This is a genomic window from Candidatus Tisiphia endosymbiont of Beris chalybata (assembly GCF_964026555.1).
Taxonomy (GTDB): domain Bacteria; phylum Pseudomonadota; class Alphaproteobacteria; order Rickettsiales; family Rickettsiaceae; genus Tisiphia.
Genome location: NZ_OZ032159.1, coordinates 1,378,334 through 1,403,449 on the forward strand (window position 1 = coordinate 1,378,334; position 25,116 = coordinate 1,403,449).

The window sequence follows — 25,116 nt, forward strand, 5'->3', positions numbered from 1 at the left end:
TAAAAATAAATATTTTTATAGAGATTTGAGTTTAGTTAACGCCTAGAGCTTGTTTTATCAAACAAGCAACAATACTATTATACTGAGCAGCTACTTCTAAGGCGGTCCTACATTGATTGTCTAAAATGTTAATATTTATACCGCGAATAAGCAAAAATTTTGCTACATAATAGTTGTTTAGTTTAGCCGCTTCATGTAAAAGGGTATAATCGTATCTGTCCTGTTTTTGTAAAATTGGGTAATAATCTAGGATAGTTTTTAAGGCTATTAAATTATTTTGTCTAATAGCTTCAAAAGCGTTATCTAGTAAGATTCTATTAAGGGCAGGAGGCTGAGTCAAATTATAATGATCAATAAAATTATCCACTTTATTCCTATTTGCTTCTTGTTTTTGCCGGTCGTAAATTTGTCGAAACATAGTAATAAATGACCTAATCTCCATTTGCTCTATTCTAGCTTCTTCCGTAAGTACTCCTAATACTATCTCATCATTTGGTAAATGTAGCATTTGGATTTCATCTTGAATAAACAGGGCTAATTCCTTGCTGTCTTCTTCCGAATTATTCTTTTCAAGAACTGTATTTATTCTTGCACTTGTTGCCTCTTTTATGGGAGTTTTAGGTATTGCTTCTTGCTTATTCATCTCCTCTCCGACTATTCCTGAGGTATTTTTCTTCTTACTACTTTTATCTTCTTCTATAATTGGTTGACTTTCTTTGACAAATACTGGTACAGGGGTTTGTTCCTGAGGTTTTGTGGGTATTATATCTTTATCTAATAGAGGAATAGGAGAAGCAGATGCAGCCTTTCCCTCTTCTGTCTTAATATGAATCTTTTCTTTTGGTTGTTCTGGTAAGAGCTTAGGAATAACTGGAGCTGGCGTACTAGTTAGGGGAGGAGAAGAGGGTGCTGTTTCCTCCCTAGATATTCCTCTCTCTTCTTTAACTTGTTGGGGTTTTGGCACCTTAGTAGTTAAAGGATTTTCTTCAGGCTGAGAAAGGATAGGCGATAAAATCTTTAGAGCTTTCTCCTCCGGTAGAGCATTTGTAGTGGAGTCTGCTGGCACAGATGGCAGCACTGGCGAGGTGTGAGGTGAAGGCGGTGGTTTTAATTTATATTGAGAATCTGGAGGTAGCGAAGGAATCACATCATCAATATTTTGGGTATCTTTAACGGAATTTAGGTCAGGTAGGGGCTTCGGTACTTGGTTAATTACTTTTCTTTTTTCTAATATATTTTCGTTGTCTAAAATTGGTAATTTTTTATCCCCTAAATCGATGAGAGGCTCGCCTTCTTCTATATTACTATCAGCCGTTGGCTCTTGTACGCTCTGCTTTTTTGGCTGTACTGCTGGAGAATCAGATTTTTTAGGCTTAAAAATTTTATCAAAAAAGGATTGGGTATTGCTTGATTTGGTATTCTCGGAGTTGGGTAACTCGGTCGGAAGAGGAGGTAACGCAGAGTTAGCTTTGTTAAGGAATAAAAAAATAGCTACTAACATTATTACTATAGATTTATTAAAGCTTAATTTAATTAATGACTTTAGAATAATCAAATTCTTATGTTTTTTCCCCAAAGTAAAGTGCATTCTAATACCTACATATGTTTCTTGTTATATAGCATGTGAATCTTAAGGTAAAATAAAAAAACAATTCTTGAAAGTAAATTTCTATTAATTGGTTCATATCGGAGTAGTATTATACTACTCACTTTACCGAATTGTTTTTTTATTTTATCGTGAACGCAGGTGCTCACGTACTGGCATGTACGCTGCGCGCGCTCGCCATTTAAAATAAAATCCAATTCTTGAAGTTGATTCTATCGTCTACCAACTCTTCAGGTACGAGCAGTATACGCATTAAATCTATAACTTTTTATCCTTCCATGCAATGGTAAGTCTTTATATTATGGGTAATAAATTAGAGCAGTTTTGAATGAATAATAAAAATTACTTTCAATAGAATTAGTAGTAGCAAAATAAGCGGGATCCGATATAGTGAGTTGATTTAAATTTATAATAAAGTCCCAGTAGTTGCCAGCGTAACTAATTTAGCTGGATTGACTACCAAAAGAGAGGTGTATTCTGTAAAGCTAGCTATTTTATACTATCAATATATTTAATTTTTGATAAAATAGATTAATGGTGGGGAGATAATATATTAAGAGAGGGTTATAACGTCTTAAATCTTTTACAGCAGCCTTATTGTTGTACTAGGTTTGGATAAGAAGGGCCCAGATTGAGTTCTTTGTAGCTACAAGTTATAAGATTTTCTGGTAATAGATGAAATGATAATAGCTAATACATGGCTCATTTTTGTTAAAAAATAGCTTCAAATTAAAATTCTTGAAGTACGAGCAGTATATATACGCAATGGATTTCAAGAGTTGGATTTTATTTGCCAGGGGTGAGCGCGCGGAGCGTACAACTAAGTACGTGAGCACGCGAAACTTTGATAAAATGACAAAACAACTCTTGAAAGGCGAATAGTATACCTCTATTCTCGATAAGAAATCATATCTTATTTAGAATTCGTATATACTGCTCGTAACTGAAGAGTTGGTATACGAAGGTCAACTTCAAGAAGAGCTAGGAGTGTCAAAGTCGAGAAGCGCAGAGTATATAGTACGTGAGCATCGCAGATCTTTAGACATGACGACGCCATTCTTGAAGTTCACCGAGTATATATTGAGTTATATGGTTGGATTAATAGAGACTTGCTGCATAAGTCAATCTAGTGGGTGATTTTGTTGTCACAACGTGGCCTGACGCTCCTCATATACATCCCCGTACGCAGTTCGGTTCGGCTTCGTTTTTCTAAAAACCCCGAGCGCTTTTTCGACTTATGCAGGAAGTCTAATATTACAATTGTTACTAAATTATCTAAGGACAGTTTATGAAGATATCAATATCAGGTCAACATATTTCTGTAGGCAATGCGCTACAGGAATATGTTAGAAACCGCACTTTACAAATAACTGGAAAGTATCTTATTAATGCAATTAGCGCAAATATTCATTTCTCTAAAGATGGATTTCAATTTATTTGTGATATTATAGTTAATGATGGGACTAGTAGGCATATGCTATTAAAGAGCAATTCTACTTCGGATGAAATATACTCATCATTTGATATAGCGATTTCCAAGTTGGAAAAACAACTGAGAAAATATAAATCTAAACTTAAAGACCGTCATGACAAAATTAAAATATCGGAACTGGCTCCTGAAGCAATAAAATATGTTATTACTCCTAATAATCAGCACGAAGATGATAACATAACAGCTGATAACCCAGTAATTATAGCGGAAAAATCCATAGAAATATTGAATTTATCAGTAAGCGCAGCAGTAATGAAAATGGATCTTGAAAACCTACCAGCTTTGATGTTTCAAAATGTTAATACTAATCGTATCAACGTAGTTTATTATCGCCGCGATGGGAATATCTCTTGGATAGACTCTAAATAATTTAAAGCTGAATTGTGGAGTATACTGGTGGGCAGTAGTGGGTTCGAACCACCGACCTTTACGATGTCAACGTAATGCTCTAACCAGCTGAGCTAACTGCCCTTAATGAAATTATTAAAATTATTTTTTGAAGTAAGGTTATATTCCTCATAAGGCTTGTATACTCTTTCAAAGGCGCGTATATACTCGATGAACTTCAAGAATTGGCGTGTTCATCGTGCCCTAAAGATCGAGGCTGCTCACGTACTTTAGTACGCACCGCTGCTCGACTTTGAGCCTCCTGCCTCTTCTTGAAATTGTTTCTATCGTACTGCCAACTCTATCATGGGCAAGCGATATATATACTGCTCGTCTTTCAAAAATTGGATTTTATTTTAAATGGTGAGCGTTTGCTGCGTACATGCTAGTACGTGAGCACGTGAGTCCATGATAAAATAAAATCCAATTTTTGAAAGACGAGCAGTATATTATGTTATATAGCTTAGATTCGATTATCTTACGCTATATTCTGTCTCTCTATTTTTATTTAATTAGCTCTACAGAACCTAGTATATAATAACAAAAAATTCAAGTTCTATTTGCACTATTTTCCATATTCTGTTATGATCCTCCACAAAATTTGTATAATATACTTAATTGATTGGGAGAATGGAGAGCAACAAGTGAGAACGCGCGGAGATAATATATTGAATATTGGTACGCAAGAGTTTCAACTTTTTAAAAAACCAATTCTTCAAAGTGTAAAGAGTATATATGACTCTCAGGTCTAAAGCTTTTGATATTAATAATAAGTTTGTAGTAAGTTTAGATGGACCAGCTGCTTCTGGCAAAGGTACAATTGGTCGCCTCCTAGCCGCTAAGCTTGAATTAGCTTACTTCCAGTCTAGTAAAGTATATAGAAATTTAGCATTAAGTTGTATAAATAATAAGATTGATCCTAATGATCAAGAAGCAGTAATTAAATTGTCGCAAGATATCAGTATTGTACAAGATAAAGAGCTGGGCGCAGAAAATATTGGTATGATAGCCTCGCAAGTTGCAATAATACCAGAAGTAAGAAGTAATTTAGGGGAATATTTAGTAGAATTGATAAGAATAACTCCGAGAATTATTATGGAAGGAAGAGATATTGGAACAGTCATTGCGCCTTCAGCTGACTTAAAAATTTTTATTAACGCAGATATTAAGGTCCGCTCGGAGAGAAGGTATAACGAATTACATAAAAGTGGTACACGATATACATTATCTGATATTTTAGCTCAGTTAGAAATAAGGGATCAAAGGGATAGGGAGCGTATTAGCTCTCCTTTAACAATTCCTGAAGGTGCTTTGGAAATTGATACTTCTCTTTTAGCTCCACAAGAGGTATTAGATAAAATAATAGAATTTATTTCTATGCGGTAATATGGCTTTGAGATAAGTGCTATCAAGACCCTGCATTACAGAAAATATCAAGAATTAGTTGTAGAAACTGCCCTATAATCTGGTTATGATTTTTAAATGATCTCCTATTTTGTGCTTTATGATACGCAGTGGAAATAGGGGAGCAGTGTTAGACTTCCTGCATAAGTCGATCTAGTGGATGATTTTGTTGTCACAACTTGGCCTGACGCTCCTCATGTACATCCCCGTACACTGAGGTGCTCAGCTTCGTTTTTCCTAAAAATCCCTTAACTATTTTCGACTTATGCAGGAAGTCTATTGACTATGAAATACCTGGTTGCTGCGGAGCACAAATCACAAAAAATTTGATTTGTGCTTTGCTAATATCTCCTTAAAATATATAAAAAGAAATATATAGAAAGATTTGGTGTTTAGAGACCTTGTCCTAATGAAAGCAGCAAGTATAGAATTTGGCCAAGAGGACTATTAATTGACTAGGTTCAGTGCCCCTAGTATTAGTTCAGTTTATTTTTAACCTTTAAAATTTCATGCTAGATTGCACAAGCTAGTATTAGAGAAAAATATGCAAATAAAATTTAAGAAAAAATTCGTCCCGCAACTTGCTGAAACAAATATTCAAGCTAATGAACAGTTTGAAGAAATGCTCGATACTATAAGTACTAGCCACGTAAAAGAAGGCACTGTCGTTAAAGGACAGGTGGTCGGGGTTACTAAAAGTATTATTATTATTGATGTAGGACTAAAAAATGAAGGTAGAGTACCTATCGAAGAATTTGATTTGGCCCATAACCAGCCTTTACCTGCGATGGGGGAGATAGTTGATGTATATATTGAAAAACTAGAAGGGCGTAACGGCAAAACTATTCTAAGCCGAGAAAAAGCTATTAGAGAAGAAGCATGGGGACATTTAGAAACTGCATGTGCAAAAGGCCAATTTGTTGATGGGGTAATATTTGGCCGAGTTAAAGGAGGTTTTACCGTTGATTTATCAGGAGTTGTTGCTTTCTTACCAGGGAGTCAAGTAGACGTTAGACCTATAAAAGATGTGTCTTCGCTAATGGGGATTAAACAGCCATTTCAAATTTTAAAGATGGATAAAAAACTTGGTAATATAGTAGTGTCTAGGAGAGCTATACTTGAAGAATCACGATCTGAAGCACGCGAAGAAATGTTATCGAAAATCAAGAAGGGAGTAATATTAGAGGGAATGGTAAAAAATCTTACTCATTATGGGGCCTTCATTGATTTAGGGAATGTTGATGCTTTACTACATGTGACAGATATATCATGGAGTAGAATCAATCACCCTTCGGAAGTGTTAGCGATAGGGCAAAAAGTTAAAGTAATAGTGATTGAGTATAACGAAGAAACGAAAAAGATTTCTCTTGGCATGAAGCAACTAGACCATAACCCATGGCAAAGCATAAAAGAGGAGTTTCCAGTTGGCAAAGCCATGATTGGTAAAGTAACAAATATTGCTGACTATGGGGTATTTATTGAGTTAAAAGATGGAATTGAAGGGTTGGTTCATTCAAGTGAAATTAATTGGGTTAAAACAAATCAACATCCTAAGAAAATGCTGACTATAGGCCAGGAAGTTCAATTTAAAATTCTAGAAGTGGATACCAATAAACATAGAATCTCTTTAAGTATTAAACAATGTCAAGAAAACCCACTAGTTGAATTCGCTCACAAACATCCGGTTGGGAGTATCATTGAAGCGGCTCCGATCAGGAATATTACGGATTTTGCATTATTTGTGGCTCTTGAGGATAATATTGATGGGATGATTCATGAAACTGATATTAGTTGGGAAGGTAATGGGGCTGAGTTATTAAAATCCTATAAAAAGAATGATTTAATAGACTGTAAAGTATTATCAATAGATATTGAGAAAGAACGCATAGGATTGGGTATCAAGCAGTTAACTGAAGACACCTTACCCGAAGAGTTTGAAACTTACAAAAAAAATATGATTATTCCTTGTTCAGTGATTGCACTTAAAGAGGATGGGATCGAAGTTGCTTTAGATGAACAAGTCATAGGCTTTATTAAGAAATCTGAGCTTTCAAGCGAAAGGGATGATCAGAAAGTTGAAAAATTTTGCGTTGGTGACAAAATAGAGGCGAAAGTTATTGCTATAGATAAAGCATCACGTAAAATTACTTTATCAATCAAAGCTCTTGAATTGGAAGAAAGGAAGAAAGCTATCAAAGAATACGGCTCTAATGATAGCGGAGCTAGTCTTGGAGACATTCTAGGGGCGGCACTTGATAATAGTAAGCATCAAAAATAAGTGATATACGCTACTCATTCTGCCGAATTGTCTTTTATTAGACTTCCTGCATAAGTCGATCTAGCTGGTGATTTTGTCGTCAAAACTTGCCTCCGCTCCTGAGCTGCGTACATGAATGCAGCTCGGCTCAGCTTCGTTTTTCCTAAAAATCCCGAGTGCTTTTTTGACTCATGCAGGAAATCTAAAGTATGAGCAATATGCTGGGCAGTTAATAATTAGAAATTTTGTATGGATAGCTTAATAATTCAAGGGGGAATCCCTCTGAAAGGGGATATTAATGTTAGTGGTGCTAAAAATTCAGCATTACCAATTATGGCCGCCTCTTTACTTACCAGTAAACTTAGCTTAAATAATATTCCAAATCTTACGGATATTACTACCATGAAAACTCTCCTCAACGAGATGGGTAGTATCATCACGGTGACAGAACATCCGCAGCATTTAAGTATAGAAATTGACAGCAGTAAAGTGAATAACCTTGTTGCTCCTTATGATATTGTATGTAAAATGCGAGCTTCGATTTGGGTACTTGCTCCTTTGCTTTCCAGGTTTTCTGAAGCAAAAGTTTCCCTACCGGGAGGGTGCGCTATAGGAGCTAGGCAAGTTGACCTACATATCGCGGTGTTACAAGCTATGGGAGCAGACATTAAGGTTGATCATGGTTATATTAATGCTAAAGTTAAAGGTAGATTGAACGGGGTAAATTTCACCTTTAATAGAATATCGGTTGGTGCAACCATTAATGCTATAATGGCTGCTACTTTAGCTAACGGAGAAACAACTTTATTGAATTGTGCTAGGGAGCCAGAAATAGTTGATTTATGCCATTGTTTAAAAAAGATGGGATCTGAGATTTATGGAATAGGGAGCAGCACAATTAAAATTATTGGTAAAAGCCATTTAAACAATGCCACTTACTCAATTATGCCCGATCGTATTGAAGCGGGTACCTATATGATAGCAGCAGCAATTACTAAAGGTGATTTAAATATTTACGGTATCGAATATAAGATAATTAAAAATCTGGTCGTAAAACTACTTAAAGCAGGGATACAAGTCTTACCTATTGATAGAGGTCTCAAAATTACTTACGTAGGTAAAATAGATCCTGTCAATATTCAAACTAACCCGTATCCGGGTTTTGCCACTGATTTACAAGCCCAATTCATGAGCTTAATGTCTTTATGTAGCGGCTACTCTATAATTACAGAAAATATTTTTGAAAATCGTTTTATGCATGTGCCTGAATTATGTCGAATGGGCGCTCGTATTACGATTAAAGGGAATAGGGCACGAATATCGGGGGTGCAATCTTTAGTGGGCGCAGAAGTGATGGCAAGCGACCTTAGAGCCTCAGTATCATTAGTCTTAGCTGGGCTCACAGCTCAGGATCAAACTATAATCCATAAAATCCACCATTTAGATCGGGGCTACCAAGCTTTAGAACAAAAATTAATAAATTGTGGGGCAGAGATACGGCGTGTCCGAAAAGATACCTTGTAGGTTCTGTAGGCTTCCTGTATACTACTCGTCTTTCAAAAATTGTTTTTTTATTTTATCATGGACTCACGTGCTCACGTACTAGCATATACGCTGCGCGCGCTCGCCATTTAAAATAAAATCCAATTCTTGAAGTACGAGCAGTATACTCTCTAATCTCAAGCGGAAGACAATATAAATTGGCTGGGATTTTTAATTCTATCTTCAATTTCATGACGAAAATGACGAATTAGCCCTTGTATAGGCCAAGCTGCAGCATCTCCTAGAGCGCAAATAGTACGCCCTTCTATCATTTTGGTAGTATCTAATAGTTGATCTATTTCTTCCATTCGAGCCTGTCCTTTCACTAATTTCATCATAATACGCCACATCCAGCCTGTCCCTTCTCGACAAGGAGTGCATTGCCCACAAGATTCATGCATATAAAATTTACTAAGGCGTGCGATTGCATAAATGATATCAGTAGAATTATCCATAACAATTATTCCGCCAGTTCCTAAGGCTGACCCTAGAGCTTTCAAGCTATCAAAATCCATGGTAGCTTCTTCGCATAATAATTTTGGAAGTAATGGGATGGAAGAACCGCCCGGGATAATAGCTTTAAGGTTATCCCAGCCTCCCCGTACGCCGCCAGCATATTGATCAATTAATTCTCTCAAAGGAATTCCTAAAGTTTCTTCAACATTACATGGTTTATTAACATGACCTGAAATACAAAAAATCTTAGTCCCAGTATTATTGGGTTTGCCCAGGGACGCAAACCACTCACCGCCACGGCGAAGTATGGTAGGAACAACTGCAATCGATTCAACATTATTAATGGTAGTAGGGCAGCCATATAAACCAAAGCTAGCTGGAAAGGGGGGTTTTAACCTTGGAAATCCTTTGTTACCTTCTAGACTTTCAAGTAATGCTGTTTCTTCGCCACAAATATAGGCGCCAGCGCCTCGGTGCAGGTAAATATCAAGCCTATATTCTGTACCGCAAACATTGGGGCCAATAAAACCAGCTTCATAAGCTTCATCTATTGCCCTTTGGATATTTGAGGACTCATTATAAAATTCACCGCGAATATATATATAGCAAGTATGGGCCTTAATAGCAAAGCTAGCAAGTACGCATCCTTCTAGTAGCTTATGGGGTTCATACCTTAAAATATCTCGGTCCTTACAAGTACCAGGCTCGGACTCATCGGCATTCACTACTAAATAACTAGGTTTAGGATGTTCTTTAGGCATGAAGGACCATTTAGTACCAGTAGGGAATCCAGCCCCCCCTCTCCCTCTAAGCCCAGATTTTTTTACTTCTTCAATGATCCATTCTCTACCTTTATTAATAAGATCCTTGGTATTATCCCAGTCTCCTCGTTTCTTACTACTATCTATATCACATTTTTCTTGGCCATTAAGATTAGCAAAAACCTTATCACTATTTTTTAACATAAATTATTACTACAAATAATCAGAGGGTTGATTTTCAATTTTCCACTTGTGGTTATATATTAGCCTTCCTGCACAGGTCGAGCTAGTAGACCTCTTTCGAAACTCTACTTCTGTTGGTAATTTGTACGTCGAGTCTAGGCTCGAATCCTCACGTACGTCTATGTACGCTGCGGTACTCGACTTCGTTTCTCCTAAAAATTCTTCAATTATCTTTAGGTTATGCAAGAGGTCTACTATTTTTTCGACTTATGTAGGAAGGCTATTAAGTTAGGGTTAGTAACTTAAAATTAGCGTATCTCTCTCTATCCTAAAACTTTTAAATCGTTCTAATACCGACATACCTAATAGCGATATATCCAGTCCTCCCATACCAACATGGGCTCCCACTTTCCTAAAATTGCTATCCCCTAACTTGATATTATCTAATTCCACATAAGCAGCCTTGCTTACCCCATTAGCGGTAGAATAAGTTTTGGTAAACTTCATCGCTGATAAGTCAAAATTTAGTTTCTTTGCATCTTTGGTTGTTAAGGCTACATCTCTGGCGCCAGTATCCACCATAAACCTAATTTTTACTCCATTAACAAAAGCATCAATATAAAAATGTCCATCACTATTGCGGTGAGTTACTATTTCCCCGTGCGTATTAACCCAACTATATGAAGGTACCAGTACCGCTATAACTCTTTGTGATACATAATTTAACTCAAATCTAAAAGCATAACCAATAATTATAACAAGCAATATCCCTATCCAAATTAGCAGTTGCGTCGAAAATAAAATAATATTTTTTTGAAGGAAAGCATTATAAAGAAAAATTAAGGCCCATAAGGCCCCTGCCACCCCCATAAAAAGTGCAGCAAGATCTATATCCTCCCAAGAGAAATCTGGTAGTTTATTTCCTACCATTTTATATATAACAAAAGTGACAATAGTGCTAATAAAAAGAATTATTATGAATTTTATTATGATTTTCATTAATTCACATTAACTCCCCTATATTTTCCAAAAATAACCTAGCCCTATGAGATTCAGGTTGCGCAAAAAATTTCTCACTAGGCTGGTCTGCTAGTACTTGTCCCTGATTCATAAAAATTATCCTATCGGCTATCATTTGAGCAAACTTAATATGATGAGTCACTATCACCATGATTACTTGAAGCTTTAATAAGGTGATGCTTTCAATAATATCTTTAATATTTTCAGGATCTAGCGCAGAAGTTGGCTCATCAAATAGCATTATTTCTGGGTCCATCATTAAGGCCCGACAAATTGCTACCCTTTGTTTTTCCCCTCCAGACAGGTTAACAGGAAAGGAGGCGATTTTTTGCTGTAGGTTAAATTGAGCAAGTAATTTTTCTGCCTTTATCATTGCCGCTTTTTGTCCTATTTTTAACACATTGACCGGCGCATATATCAAATTATCTTGGACATTAAAATGTGGAAAAAGATTAAAAGCTTGAAACACCATACCAGTTTTAAGACAAAGTTCTCTTTTATTTTTTTGATTCAACTTTTGATCATTAATAAAAACATCTCCGTTAGTTGGGGTTTCCAAACCATTAATAATACGTAATAGAGTTGATTTCCCACTTCCAGAAGAACCTAAAATTGCTATAGTTTCCTTTTTGTTGAATTCTAGGCTTACTTCTTTAAGCGCATAAGTTTTATGATAGCACTTAGACACTTTATCAATTTTTATCATATTAAACCACTAATTTATAACCATCGTATAATGGCTTGATATTAGAGGGTAAGATTTTTAGTATTTCATGATAATCAATGAAATGATTCATATTAGTTAATAATATTTGTTGAGGGTTAAATTCCTTATTCCATTGTAAAATTTTATCTAAACCTGCATGATGGTCATTAGATTTATACGCCATACAATCTAAAATCCAAACTTTAATATCTTGTAAAAAGCCCTTAGATTCTTCTGGAAAATCTGCAACATCACTAGAATACACAAAATCCCCTATTCTTATTCCTAAACTATCTATAGAGCCATGATTTTGTCTAAAGAATTGTACTTCTATAGTGTTAATAGTACATTTTGTAAAAAAATCTATAGATTTGCCAACTAATTTTTCAGGAGCAAATAAATACTGATTACGTGCTACTATCCTGTCTATCGTGTCATAATCCGAAAATATCGCTAGTGGTTTTTTTTGAATAAATGGGAATACCCGTAAATTATCGATTCCACTAACATGATCGGCGTGATCATGGGTTAAGATAGCTGCATCTACTTTTTTAACTTTCTCTCTTATTAATTGGTCTTTAATATCAAAACCAAAATCAATAAGAATTTGACTATCATCATCATCGATATATATTGATGATCTGGTTCTTTTATTATAGTTTGATTGAGAAGTGCAAATATTGCATTCGCAACCAATTACAGGAACGCCAAGTGACGCACCACACCCTAGTACTGTAACTTTTAGCATGATATTTATTTACTTAAACCAAATTAAAAATGTTTGAATTTTTATATAACTTCCTAGGCCTGAATCAAGAAATATTTTTATATCTTAATAAAATAACAAATTATTCTAACATACTAGTCTATATTCTCCAAATCATCTCTTATTGTTTTAATATTAGTAATTTTGCTATAGCTTATTTTATATATAGCATCTACTTTTATATCCGCTTAAAAAAGATTCAAGATTTTGGCCAGTTCTATATAAAATTCTGGCCGATATATAATAGGTTATTTCTTCTGGGAATAATCTATATCATATTTGGTTTAACTTATACTCTATTAAAATTTTCTGTTAATCTCCCTAGGCCATTTTGTTCACTACCGGACCATAGCTTTACCACTATTGCTGATGTGAGCTTAGAGAGATGTTTATCAAGCTTTCCTAGTAGTCATGCGGGCCTTACATTAATAGTGGCCTATAGCATTTGGTCAAATATAACAATTCCTCAAAAAATTGTTACTGCCCTAATAATGCTATTAGCTGCTCTCTCACGTATTACCTTAGCCATGCATTATCCAGCAGATATTATATATAGTTATATTATCACTGCCTTCATTATAATAATTAGCAAAACAATATTTAGAACTTTTTCTAATAATTTAATAAAACGCATTGGGGAGATTATTATAAAAAAATTATATATTTAACTTAGGTTCTGTGAAGGAAATTTTTATTTTGAATAAATTCAAGTTATGATTATAATAGGATCATTCGAATATACTAAAAAATTTTGTATGTAGTTTTAAATTTATGCAAAATATAGAAATTATTAAAACAAACTCTCCTTCTGTGTTGTGCTTGGGTAAAGAACCACCTTTTGATCACCCAACAATTTATTTAGCAATAGACCCGAATATTGGATCTATTAGGTGCCCATATTGCAGTAAAAATTTCGTGTTAAATTCTAAATGACCTAAATCTAAAGTAGCATATAATAACAGATAATAAACTTTAGAATTTTAGGATAACTATCATGAAAAAATCTTTACGATGGCTAATAATAATATGGCTAGGCATATCGTATAATAAGGCTTTGGCAGCGCAACAGATTACTAATCTGATTATACCTATTAGTTATTTTGTAAACCACGAAAAGCAGCTTAAAGAAATTAAAGAACATTTAAGCCAGCATAGAAAAGTAAGTATTATCGGGACTAGTGGTATAGGAAAGACTCAGCTCGCAAGAATATATGCCCAAAAAAACCAAGATTTGTACAATATTATTTGGTTTTTCGATTGCAACCTCAATTTAAAAGAAGAATTTATAAAGTTAGCTAAACAGCTTAACCAGTTTCTCAAAGCTAATATTTCGGAAGAAGCTAATTCGGCCCAGGAGGAAGTGATTAATTACCTGTTCCATCAAAAAAAATGGTTATTGGTATTTGATAACCTGAAGATTGGGGAAAATAAGAAAATCAAAGAGATAATAGATTGGCATCATAAAGGGGCGCTTATCTTTTGTTCGCAAGATAGTAAAGGGCTACCCAATGTTTTGGAAATGAATTTACTGGCGGAAGAAGATGCTATTAAGTTAACCAAAAGCTTATTAGCTACCCAAAATGTGCAAGATAGTGAATTTTTAATAAAAGCCTTCAGTGGGTATCCAATATTACTAGTACAAGGGGCGCAGTTACTCAATAAAATTAAGGGTTTAAGTAGAGAAGAATATAAAAAAAAGATTTATCAATCCGCCGATAAAATAGAAGTAAATATCAACAGAGCTATTAACGAACTGTCTCCTAGTGCCGTTAGTTTACTGAGTAAGATTGCTTTAATAAATAATCAGGGTTTTTCTTATGAAATGCTGCGTGCTATTATCCAAAATGAAGATACGATAAAAGAGGATATTTCCCAATTATCTAAATTTTTATTAATCAGTTATATTGATACAGGCCCCAAGAACCCAATTTTTGAAATGCATGATATCATTGCTGACAAAGTACGAGAAATAAATGGTAATAAAAATAATAAAGAGTATTTAGAGGATATAATAGTTAAATTAGTTAACTTCATCCCTGACGATATTATCAAGGCCTATCACTTTAGAAATTCTAAAACTATCCACGATAACTTTGAAATAATTGTCAAGAATGCCCAAAAATATAATATTAATATATATAAATTATTGCTCCTGAATGAAAATTTAATGACACAATATATTGATTCTTTCAACAATTATAAGGCAGAAAAATTAGTAAATTGGTTTAACAAAAATAAACAAGAAGGAAAATTTAAAGTATGGGTAATGAGCAATTATGAAAAAGCTGCATACGCTTCTTATTTAGAACTTATAGGAATGTATTATAGATATATATGCCAGTGGGGTAAGGCGCTTGAATATTATACTGAAGCAAAAGGAGTACTGAGTGTTATTAAAGGGTATGAAGCCTTTAAATATGATATATTTCACCTTCTGGCTGATATTAATATTCGCTTAGGAGATTTACCACAAGCAGAAAAAAATATTCAAATAATGGAAAACATGCTTAATAGTGGGTTAGTATCCGGAGGGGATATAATCAGCCTCTATACTGTTAAGGCATGTTTATTATACACACAAGGGAAATATATTGAGGCGTTAGAAAAGCTTAATCAATCTATCAAAACGCTATTTGACATGGGTACTGATAGTAATGATACAGTATTATCTGTTCGTTATTTATGTAAAGGGGCAATATTAAATTCAATTGGTAGATATAGAGAAGCTTATAAACAAGTTGAGCAAGCATATAAGATATATAGCAATGTAAAAAAAGAAAATCCTGCAATATTTTCTCGAATTTATATTCAGTTTGCTAGGAGTGAATTAGGACAAGAAAAGTTGCCTAAAGCTTTGGAGCATATTAATAAAGCTATTGGTATATTATTAGCGGATGAACTGCGAAATCCAAAAAATATCGCTTACTCAGAAGATCCTGAGCTGGCAGCTAGCTATGTAGTACAAGGAGAAGTCTTGTTTGCTAAAAATCATCTGAGGAAAGCAATAGAATCATATAAAAAGGCTCACATGATATATTCTTACCTGTATGGAAAGAATTTAAAAAATGTAGCGCAGGTAAGCTACCTATACCTACAAGGAGCTAAAGCTGCATGTAAGTTAAAGAATGTATATAATTATACTATCTTTCGTTATCAGCAGCTAAAGGAATTTGGGGAAAACCATCCCAATACTATTGCTATGTTAAAATATTGTAAACAGTATAAGGGAGTTGCAGATCATAAAAATTAGAGTTTTTATAACTGTCCCTAGGTTCTGATATCTACTTATAACTTATTTCTAAGATATAAGAACCTAGATCTACTAGTTAGTGTTGTTGCATAAGGGAAATGAATATATTATGTCAATTAAGATAAAATTTTTATCAGATAGTACAATAAATCGTATAGCTGCAGGTGAAGTAATAGAAAAGCCAGCTTCTGTAGTCAAGGAATTGGTAGAAAATGCGATAGATGCCTTAAGTACTAAAATAGATATAGTGCTTGAGCAAGCTGGTAAAAATCTGATTATCATTTCTGATAATGGCATAGGTATGTCAGAGGAAGAATTAAAAATTGCTATAGAACGTCATACTACTTCTAAGCTGGATGAGGCAGATTTACTTAATATTAACAGCTTTGGTTTTCGAGGTGAAGCATTGCCTTCCATAGGGGCAGTTAGTAAAATGCAAATTACTTCCAAAGCTCGCGGTAGTGATAGAGCTTATCAAATACAAATTAGCAGTAGTAAAGGTAAAGAAACTAACCCGACAATTCATAATGAAGGGACTACAATTGAAATAAGAGATTTATTTTGGACTACACCGGCTCGGTTAAAATTTTTAAGATCGGATAAGTCAGAACTAGCTGCCTGCATTGATATAGTAAAGAAAATTGCCTTAGCGCACCCTTCAATCTCTCTTAGCTTAACACATGATGGCAAAGCTCTGATAAAAGTCAAAGGGCGAGAAGGAGATCGTGAGAATATTTTGCAACAAAGAGTCATAGAACTATTAGGGGCGGATTTTATAGAAAATGCGGCAAATATTAACTTACAAAGGCCGGGGCTTTTAATATATGGTTTCACTAGTATTCCTACTTTCAACAGAGCTTCTACTGGTGATCAGTTTCTATTTGTTAATAACAGGCCAGTAAAAGATAAACTATTACAAGTCGCTTTAAGAATAGCTTATCAAGATTATTTAGCGAAAGATAGGCATCCTGCTGCTGTGTTGTTCCTCCAAATAGACCCCCAGCTAGTGGATGTTAATGTTCACCCGGCCAAAACAGAAGTAAGGTTTCATGATCCCAATACTATCCGTGGTTTACTAATAGGAGCAATCAAAGACGCTTTAGCCACTAAAAGTCATATGGTATCCACGAATATTGCTGCTACTACCCTTGGGCTCTTTAAAAATTATAGTACGCTCAACACACCTTATAATAAACCTGAATCGCGCAAGGAAATTATAGCAAATAGCTTCTCGGATAATAAGATACAGGGTAATTATAAAGCCCAGGCTTTGAGCACTAATAATTTTCAGCCACAATTAGTAAGAACCCAACCTCATGCTAAAGTTGAGGCTCATGCTAAAGTTGAGATGATAGAGGCAGATATTCTTAATACTGATAATTTAATAAGCAAAAATACAAGTAGTCAGGATACAAATAGCCAAGATATAAGTAGCCAAGGTGAATTTAGCAGCGCTAATTCTGCACCAATATATCCTCTTGGAGCAGCAAGAGCGCAACTTCACGGTACTTATATCATCTCACAAACCAATGATAGTATTGTTATTATAGATCAACATGCTGCTCATGAACGTTTAGGGTATGAAAAAATTAAAAAAATGATTAGTAATAACGGATTAATTAAACAGCGGTTATTAATTACAGAAATAATAGAATTACCTGATGAAAATAGAGCAAATTTGCTATATAACCACAAAGATGATTTATCTACATTAGGTTTAAGTATAGAAAAATTTAGTGATCGATCAATTATAGTATCAGAAGTCCCAAGTTTGCTAGAAAGTGTTAATATAGAGCAATTAATTCAAGATTTAGCAGATAATTTATCTGAGCTTGGAGAAAATATTTCCTTGATTCAATTGATTGAACATGTTACAGAAACATATGCATGCCATTATTCGATCCGAGCTGGTAGGAAATTATCTGCAGACGAGATGAATGCATTATTACGACAAATGGAAGACACCCCCTTTTCTGGCCAGTGTAATCATGGGAGACCAACCTACATCGAACTCAAACTTAAAGATATAGAACGTTTGTTTGGTCGTACGTAAGGCGTATGGCTTGGAAAGGAAATAATTAATAATAGACTTCCTGCATAAGTCGAAAATAGTTAAGGGATTTTTAGGAAAAATGATGCTGAACCGAGCTGTGGACAAGGATGAGGCTGAGGAGCGGAGGCAAGTTTTGAGGACAAAATCACCAACTAGTAAAATCACCAACTAGATCAACTTATGCAGGAAGTCTAATAAACCTCAAAGTATAATTATTATGTAGGTTTAACATTAGCATTAATAATTAAAAAAAAATAATAAGATGTTTCATTATAATAAAATATTTAATAATCATATAGATGAAATCAAGAGAGAAGGAAGGTATCGAGAGTTTGTGCCTGTTCAAAGACAAGCGGATAATTTCCCCTCAGCCTGGTACAATAATAAAAATATAGTAATGTGGTGTATTAACGATTATCTGGGAATGAGTAAACACCCCAGCGTTACTAATGCTGCTCTGGACGCGATCTCTCAATATGGGATTGGGTCAGGAGGAACAAGAAATATTGGCGGTAATAATAGTTGTATAATACAGTTAGAAAAAGAACTAGCGGATTTACACCAAAAGGATATGGCATTAGTGTTTACTTCTGGTTATGTGGCAAATGATACGACCCTGGCGACTCTTGCTAAAATAATGCCAGAGATAGTTTTTTTCTCAGATGAGCTCAATCATGCTTCTATTATTTCTGGGATTCGTAACTCAAAAGCTGAGAAATATATATATCATCATCTTGATACTGAACATTTGGAAGGGTTATTAAAACAAATTGACATTAATAGGCCCAAAATTATTGTTTTTGAATCTGCTTACTCTATGGATGGCTTATTCTCTCCTGTAAAACAAATTATAGATTTAGCCAAAAAATATAATGCTCTTACTTTTATTGATGAAGTGCATACAGTGGGATTATATGGCCGAAGTGGCGCTGGTATTGCGGAACTTTATAATTGTGCTGATCAAATTGATATTATTCAAGGAACTCTAGGTAAAGCTTACGGTACTATTGGAGGATATATAGCAGCAAAACAGCAGATTATTGATTCCATTAGATTAAGCGCCCCCGGCTTTATATTTACCACCTCATTGCCGCCGGTTATCGCTGCTGCGGCTACTACTAGTATTGCTCATTTAAAACATTCTAGTATTGAAAGAGAAATGTATCAAAAAGTAATAGCAAAAGTTAAGAAATCTTTTAATGACGCTAACGTACCATATTTTAAAAATGACAGCCATATTATACCAATAATTATTGGCGATCCTGTAAAGGCTAAATATATTTCTAAAGTGTTATTAGACAAATATAATATTTATGTTCAACACATTAATTTTCCTACTGTGCCACGAGGTACAGAACGCCTGAGGATCATACCAACGCCAGATCATACTGACGCAATGATAGAGGAACTTACTAAAGCTTTAGTGGAAATTTTTAGTACACTCGCCATATCTCAAACAATTAATTCGCATTTTATAATAAAAACTCCGCTGATCCCTGCAGCATAAACTTTTGTGTTGCAATAAGTTCTTGCAGACAAGATATAAGTAATTTGATATAGTCCATTATCTTTATAATCTATAAAACAGAAATAAATAACATGAAATTAATATTTATTGTATTATTGTTAAGCATCAATACCCCTCTATTTTGTTATTCTTCTCTCCTTAATTCAGATGAATTTAACGCTGCCCATGGTAAACAAACTAGCGCGATATCCAAAGACACAGTCTTCAAATTTACCACCCCTGACTCTAATAGGTCTGACTTATACCTACGAGGGTATGTACAAAGTATCTTTATTAATAGTTATGGTTTACCCAGCAGCGCTGTTACAGTGCGGGAAGGAGTTATAATAATTGATAAAAAAAAGTTACACGGTAATAATCCCGGGCAGATTTTAGAGAAGGTAAAACAAGCTACCGCTTCCCTTAAAGAAGTAAAAGACGTCCAATTACGTGAATATAATGCTCCTAGCAGTAATAAATACAATAAATTAAATCTTAGCAATCCTGATAATGTAGAGGCGCAAGAAACAAGAGATATTGCCATGCCAACTCATAGTTTGTTTCAGCCTTTAATTGCCGACCCAAAATGGCCGCGCTTTACTTTAGCTTATCAATATTGTATCAAAGCTGAATTACTAAAACATGCATTTGCCCCTAACTTTGGAGCCAGTTTTCCTTTATATAAGGTGGTCAATCAAGTAACGAATAAGGAATGGGAAGTAGGCATACAAGCGGGACTATTTGGGCTGTTAGATATTGGCACTAATCCTACTGCGTTGATTAATGCTGATTATTATATCGCTGTCCCTCTGACCTATAGTAAAGGTCCCTGGTCTGGGCTGACTCGGCTATATCATCAAAGCTCTCATTTGGGAGATGAATTTATGTTAACTAAGGATGGTAAGAAGACTGAGCGTATTAACCTGAGTTATGAAGGGATAGATGCTTTAATATCATATAATTTTGATATATTCCGTATATACGGGGGAGGAGGGTATATTATCCATAAAGATCCCGGCTATATAAAACGGGGCAAGGTTCAAGTAGGAGCAGAATATTATTCTCAATCTACTTTTATGAATGGTCAGCTCCGCCCCCTAATAGGTGTCGATATCAAAGCGGAAGCCCTTAGTTCCTGGACCCCTGGGATATCTTGTAAAGCAGGAGTGCAGCTAGAGAATTCTGCTCTTATCAGTAATAAAGTGCAATTTATGCTAGAATATTATTCAGGTAAATCTATGCATGGGCAATTTTATAAAAATAAAATAAAATATATTGGAATAGGAGTGCAAGCTTTCTTATAAAGTAGGCGTCTTGGTCAAGTTCGTATATATACTACTCGTCTTTCAAAAATTGTTTTTTTTATTTGATCATGGACTCACGTGCTCACGTATAGCTTAGGTTACTATGATACATACACGAGAGTACGCGGGAAGCATAGTAGTCATGCATACTTGAAGATAAATACCCTATACACACCTTAATGGACTATACTATACTAGCATGTACGCTGCGCGCGCTCGCCATTTAAAATACAATCCAATTCTTGAAGTACAAGCAGTATACTCCTCTTCCGATGATTTTGCTGCTAGGCGCGATGGTAGAGCCTATAGATAATAGGGGAGCTATTTGACAACGACGCATGCAAATTCATATCAGAGAAGTATAGAACCTTCACAGAACCTGATATAAACCCGGGACGCCTGCTCGCTGCTCACCTAATAGTTCTAGGCTCTACCATCGCGTCTACTCCCTAATTCACCTTAATTGACTATCCAAATCTACAACATTCCTATCTCCACTTGTCTTAATTTTCATTTCTGAAGTGTTGAAAATCATCTTTGCCGGTTATTGCAAGCTTCCCTAATTAATGTTTAATTTTAGAAGTTAATAATCAATTAATTTTTTAACTAAAAATTAATTGATAACTTTATGAAACTTTATATAATGCGGTTTGTTTTATATCCACTTCAGCTGTTGGCAGTATATGTGAGGATTCGAGAACGAACATCACGACGAAATCGACCATTAGATAGAAACCTTCACAGAACCTAATAAACTTATTAAATTATGCCACGTAACTATAGTCAGAGCCATAGATATCATAATCCATCTTTTAGATCTTATACATCGCTTAAACAATCTAAAGCAATTCAAAAGCAAAACTCTCGGTATGACAACAAAAAGACTGCAGAGTCCTTGGAACAACGTGACAATGAAATACAGCTTAACCAATCTATAGAGATTAAATCAGTAAAATATGCTTTTGGCATAATATGTATTTTATGTAATAGTAATTTAGTATTGCCGGCCATAGCTACGGCTAATTCTATGCAAGCCAACAAAATCAGTGCTGGGGCATATCATAATGAACATAATAAAGTGCAGGAACCATGTGCCGTTATAACTCACCCTTTTCATTTTACTGCCACTTCTTGTGCCGGTCTTGACCATGCAATAATTCAAGATTGTCTTGGTGCAGCTAGTAACAAAATGTTTCAACTAATGCACCCATACTTACCTACTGTCAAGCAAGAATGTATAGTGAGAAAAGGTCTCGATACCGAGCAATGGAATAGTAACGCTACAGCAGGGGATCATAGATCTACAGGTAATAAAGGTAATAATATTATAACCTGTGAAATAAGGATTAGAGAAGGATACCAAAATCATCCAAAAGTTATTCAGCATGAGCTTGTGCATGCTTTCCATAATCAATATAGCCCGCATGGCCGTGGAGGTTGGAGTAGGCTCTTTGAAGAGCTGCCCCAATATATTGCAGTATCTGATAACAAAGGATTGATACCAGATTCTTACTGTAACGCCATGTTCGACTTTTTTTTAGCAGGTAACTAATTTTTCGAGTTGTGTTGGCACAAGTTTTAAAGACTTTGTCAAAAATGTAGCAATAGTATGAGCAAGTAATTTTCTAGCGATGCGAGATTGTAGATGCCAGTAACTCTTAACTCTGATAGCATTAATAGCAAAACGTTCTGTAAGCTGACCAATAACAGTTTCAATTAAACGACGAGTAGCAGTAATCCATTTAAGGAAATTCTTGGATCTATTATCCTTCATATTCTTTTTTAAAGGTGTTTGTAAATCAATGTTTTTGGTGGCCAACTCATCTTTTAAATCCTGACCAAGATAGCCTTTATCGCCCAGTACCATGCCACTAATATTAGGAGACATTACTTGCAGAGCTTCACGTTCAGACCCATTAGCAGGAGTTATCATGAATCCAGCTATTCGACCTTCTTCATTAATTAATACGTGTCCTAGAAAACCGTAATAATAGCTATCTTTCGAAGCGCAGTACCCATAGTCAGCGTATTCCTTAAAACATCGCCCTCTCGTTGCTCGGGCCAAATTTATTACAGGAATCGGTACCCCATCTATCATATGCAGATCTGATTTGCTTGCACTCTTAAACAAGTCGGCAAGCAGCATGTTCTTAATAGATAAAAGACCGCTACATTGCTTCACATAAGACGGTCTACTCTTTAGATTGGGAAACCATTCTTGAAAATGACGTTTAAAATATTCCCATATCTGCTTGTCTTGGTGCAAACCGATAAATTCTCCCACCACTTCCATTGTTAATGCTTCCACGTCACTTAAGCAAGGTGGAAATCCTGCTTTCCTTACTTTGATATTTTTGGTTATTATAGTCATTTTTTCTTCTATGAAACAATACACAGTAATGATAAACTCTTCTAGGGTCATAGCTTCTTTCTCGATAATTGAACTATGACCTTATTAGGCTATCCTATTCTTTTGTCAATCTTAAAAAAAAGTCGAACATGGCGTTACTGTAAAGCTACACAGCGATATCATACAAATAATATGGGTAGTTTTGATGATATTTTACGCTCTAATGAGAGCGTATATACTCTAGGTCCTGCTTATGTAGGCTATTTTGAGGCTACTCACCCAGGGTTAATAAGAGATCATATAATATGCGTGAGTAATAGCCGCGCAGAGTATAATAATTGTGACGTTAATCGTGACAAATGTCGTGATATGAATCAGCCTTTTAAAGAAGGCTGTTATAATGCTAGATCTGAATGTTATAGTAATCTAACCCAACCATGTACAGATGCTCGTAGCAGTTGTCACCAGCATAAAGAGAATGAACGTACATTATGTACAGCAGCGCGGGACCAATCAATGTTCGTCTTACAAACCTCAACGTTCATTATGTGAGGTAGCTTACCATAGCTGTGACCGGAAGATAATATCTTCATATTCAGAATGCTATAGTGATTATATACAATGTGCTAACAGTTCTAAGATCGTTAATGATACCACTTGCAATGATAAATATAGTAACTGTATGAAGCAGAATGAGCCTGCTCAACTACATTGTGACGAAGATAAGAAAAAATGCCTAACTCTAGTAGATGAAAAGTGTTTAACCCCTTTGCGAGAACGTTATAATACACAAGAATTTAATGAGTATTTAACAAATGGTTGTCAAGTTGATATTAACTTCCATAATATTGTTAAAGGCCCTAAATATTCTCTAGGAAATGAGCAAGTTATTCCTCCTATTCCCTCACCCACTAATTATGCTAAGATAACAACAAATCCAGTGATCCCTCAACTTATTACTACAACTACCTCTCCTACTAAACTCACTACCTCTAAAGTTTCTGCTCCTAATTCTATAACAATAACCTGCGATAATAATGTAGAAAATTGCCGAGTTTCCTATTATCCACCTTTAAATAATAATGAAAAGATTATAGTTACCTTACAAAAACAAGGGCAGAGCAAACAGAAAATCCACTGTGATCCGGGGGTTACTGTGTGGGTCAATGATCAACATGATAATGTGATAGCAAATGGTATAAGCCCTGAGCAGGTGAAGTATTTAGAAAACATCAGATGTACGCAAAGCAAAGGCCACCAGCAGACCTCTCCTACGGTACCCAGTACTAGATCACCTGATACTGAAGCTGTTGCTGATATCCCCAATATTTTTAATAATCCCACTTACCGCACCCTACCTAATTCTTTAGCTTCTGATACAACTTTTGCTGCACAGAATAATGCTGCAGTGTCAACACCATCAGCTGACCCTGGGGATATATCCCGTAATATGCTTTTTAGTATATTTTCTATACTAGGGGTAGGGGTGGGGGCCCTACTGGCGGGGTGCGGATATTATATGTACAGAAAGCGCGAACACAATAAAAAAACCGCTAATCGTGATCCAGAGAACAATATTACACATATCGAGGATCCCAGTAAAAAGACAAAAGATAAAAAATTATATCATAGCCCTTATAGTAAGCCAATCAAGCAAAAGCCATATAGTAGTGTACAGAAAAAGCAAAAAGTTATAAACAAAAAGCAAGTAGAGGAGAGTGCTACACTTGTGCTAGAGAATGTAGAGGATGAGGGGATTACAATAGAGCACAATGATGATAAGCTGGATCGAAAAGCAATGCTGCCACATCTTATAGCTGTCTTCCCAGCCCTCAACAATAATCTACAAGAGGAACGCGAAAATTATGGAGAGGGAGCCGGTATGTTTGTAGATGAGACGAATGATCACGCAGAGTTACCAGTTCCAATGGTAGGAGAGGGTAGTGATTTGCTCTAGGTTCCTTTACAGACTCTAAAACTGACGTGATAATATTATTATTAAAATTATATTTAAAAATAATAATAATATTATTTAACTATTAGTGCTAGATGGTGTCATTGGTATAAGATAT

At 35.2% G+C, this 25,116-nt stretch carries 20 protein-coding genes and 1 tRNA gene; 13 read left to right on the forward strand and 8 right to left on the reverse strand.

Translation table 11 applies throughout. The features are described 5' to 3' along the window. Positions 1–31: 31 nt before the first annotated feature. Positions 32–1,588: an ankyrin repeat domain-containing protein gene (locus AAGD44_RS06675; protein WP_341763904.1), complete on the reverse strand. Its 1,557-nt coding sequence runs from the start codon at positions 1,586–1,588 to the stop codon at positions 32–34. A 1,306-nt stretch (positions 1,589–2,894) separates the two neighbouring features. Here AAGD44_RS06675 and hpf point away from each other — a divergent pair. Beyond that, positions 2,895–3,467, forward strand: coding sequence for a ribosome hibernation-promoting factor, HPF/YfiA family (gene hpf / locus AAGD44_RS06680; RefSeq protein WP_341763905.1), 573 nt, complete (start codon positions 2,895–2,897; stop codon positions 3,465–3,467). 25 nt (positions 3,468–3,492) lie between these two features. Here hpf and AAGD44_RS06685 read toward each other — a convergent pair. Next, positions 3,493–3,569 (reverse strand) — tRNA-Val (locus tag AAGD44_RS06685). Between the two features lie 651 nt (positions 3,570–4,220). Between AAGD44_RS06685 and cmk the strand changes: the two genes are divergently transcribed. The 3 genes from cmk to murA all read left to right on the forward strand — a co-directional run bounded on the left by cmk (position 4,221) and on the right by murA (position 8,670). Next, entirely contained in the window at positions 4,221–4,871 is a 651-nt protein-coding gene (gene cmk / locus AAGD44_RS06690; protein ID WP_341763906.1) for a (d)CMP kinase, read from the forward strand. A gap of 562 nt (positions 4,872–5,433) precedes the next feature. Then, positions 5,434–7,167, forward strand: a complete 1,734-nt coding sequence (locus tag AAGD44_RS06695; RefSeq protein WP_341763907.1) for a 30S ribosomal protein S1 — start codon at positions 5,434–5,436, stop codon at positions 7,165–7,167. 228 nt (positions 7,168–7,395) lie between these two features. Beyond that, positions 7,396–8,670: a UDP-N-acetylglucosamine 1-carboxyvinyltransferase gene (gene murA / locus AAGD44_RS06700; protein WP_341763908.1), complete on the forward strand. Its 1,275-nt coding sequence runs from the start codon at positions 7,396–7,398 to the stop codon at positions 8,668–8,670. A 155-nt stretch (positions 8,671–8,825) separates the two neighbouring features. On the opposite strand, the gene nuoF is transcribed toward murA, so the two are convergent. The 5 genes from nuoF to AAGD44_RS06725 are packed head-to-tail and all read right to left on the reverse strand — an operon-like array spanning position 8,826 to position 12,562. Further along, a complete protein-coding gene (gene nuoF / locus AAGD44_RS06705) occupies positions 8,826–10,109 on the reverse strand; it encodes an NADH-quinone oxidoreductase subunit NuoF (RefSeq protein WP_341763909.1) in 1,284 nt (427 codons plus the stop codon). Positions 10,110–10,118: 9 nt separating this feature from the next. After that, the gene (locus tag AAGD44_RS06710; RefSeq protein WP_341763910.1) at positions 10,119–10,334 is read right to left on the reverse strand and encodes a palindromic element RPE1 domain-containing protein; all 216 of its coding nucleotides are present in this window, start codon (positions 10,332–10,334) and stop codon (positions 10,119–10,121) included. Between the two features lie 48 nt (positions 10,335–10,382). Then, positions 10,383–11,087 (reverse strand): TIGR02281 family clan AA aspartic protease, encoded by a 705-nt coding sequence (locus AAGD44_RS06715; RefSeq protein WP_341763911.1) that lies wholly within the window; start codon positions 11,085–11,087, stop codon positions 10,383–10,385. 4 nt (positions 11,088–11,091) lie between these two features. After that, on the reverse strand, positions 11,092–11,814 hold the full coding sequence (locus tag AAGD44_RS06720; protein ID WP_341763912.1) for an amino acid ABC transporter ATP-binding protein: 723 nt from the start codon (positions 11,812–11,814) through the stop codon (positions 11,092–11,094). A 1-nt stretch (position 11,815) separates the two neighbouring features. Beyond that, positions 11,816–12,562, reverse strand: a complete 747-nt coding sequence (locus AAGD44_RS06725) for an MBL fold metallo-hydrolase (protein WP_341763913.1) — start codon at positions 12,560–12,562, stop codon at positions 11,816–11,818. Positions 12,563–12,591: 29 nt separating this feature from the next. Here AAGD44_RS06725 and AAGD44_RS06730 point away from each other — a divergent pair, with 29 nt between their 5' ends. The 7 genes from AAGD44_RS06730 (at position 12,592) to AAGD44_RS06760 (ending at position 22,246) form a co-directional block, all read left to right on the forward strand. Beyond that, positions 12,592–13,248: a phosphatase PAP2 family protein gene (locus AAGD44_RS06730; protein ID WP_341763914.1), complete on the forward strand. Its 657-nt coding sequence runs from the start codon at positions 12,592–12,594 to the stop codon at positions 13,246–13,248. 103 nt (positions 13,249–13,351) lie between these two features. Beyond that, positions 13,352–13,513, forward strand: coding sequence for a zinc-finger domain-containing protein (locus tag AAGD44_RS06735; RefSeq protein ID WP_341763915.1), 162 nt, complete (start codon positions 13,352–13,354; stop codon positions 13,511–13,513). A gap of 61 nt (positions 13,514–13,574) precedes the next feature. Continuing rightward, positions 13,575–15,830 (forward strand): tetratricopeptide repeat protein, encoded by a 2,256-nt coding sequence (locus tag AAGD44_RS06740; protein ID WP_341763916.1) that lies wholly within the window; start codon positions 13,575–13,577, stop codon positions 15,828–15,830. Between the two features lie 115 nt (positions 15,831–15,945). Beyond that, complete coding sequence (gene mutL, locus AAGD44_RS06745) at positions 15,946–17,883, forward strand: DNA mismatch repair endonuclease MutL (protein ID WP_341764706.1); 1,938 nt, start codon at positions 15,946–15,948, stop codon at positions 17,881–17,883. Positions 17,884–18,145: 262 nt separating this feature from the next. Then, positions 18,146–19,390, forward strand: a complete 1,245-nt coding sequence (hemA, locus tag AAGD44_RS06750; protein ID WP_341763917.1) for a 5-aminolevulinate synthase — start codon at positions 18,146–18,148, stop codon at positions 19,388–19,390. Positions 19,391–19,482: 92 nt separating this feature from the next. Next, positions 19,483–20,694 (forward strand): DUF1207 domain-containing protein, encoded by a 1,212-nt coding sequence (locus AAGD44_RS06755; RefSeq protein WP_341763918.1) that lies wholly within the window; start codon positions 19,483–19,485, stop codon positions 20,692–20,694. Between the two features lie 766 nt (positions 20,695–21,460). Next, positions 21,461–22,246, forward strand: a complete 786-nt coding sequence (locus AAGD44_RS06760) for a hypothetical protein (protein WP_341763919.1) — start codon at positions 21,461–21,463, stop codon at positions 22,244–22,246. Here AAGD44_RS06760 and AAGD44_RS06765 read toward each other — a convergent pair. Then, positions 22,232–23,116, reverse strand: coding sequence for an IS982 family transposase (locus AAGD44_RS06765; protein ID WP_341763539.1), 885 nt, complete (start codon positions 23,114–23,116; stop codon positions 22,232–22,234). The two genes, AAGD44_RS06760 and AAGD44_RS06765, sit on opposite strands and share 15 nt — an antisense overlap. A 24-nt stretch (positions 23,117–23,140) precedes the next feature. Between AAGD44_RS06765 and AAGD44_RS06770 the strand changes: the two genes are divergently transcribed. Both AAGD44_RS06770 and AAGD44_RS06775 read left to right on the forward strand, forming a co-directional pair. Beyond that, positions 23,141–23,596, forward strand: a complete 456-nt coding sequence (locus AAGD44_RS06770) for a hypothetical protein (protein ID WP_341763920.1) — start codon at positions 23,141–23,143, stop codon at positions 23,594–23,596. 130 nt (positions 23,597–23,726) lie between these two features. Further along, a complete protein-coding gene (locus AAGD44_RS06775) occupies positions 23,727–25,001 on the forward strand; it encodes a hypothetical protein (RefSeq protein ID WP_341763921.1) in 1,275 nt (424 codons plus the stop codon). The last annotated feature ends 115 nt before the right edge of the window (positions 25,002–25,116 follow it).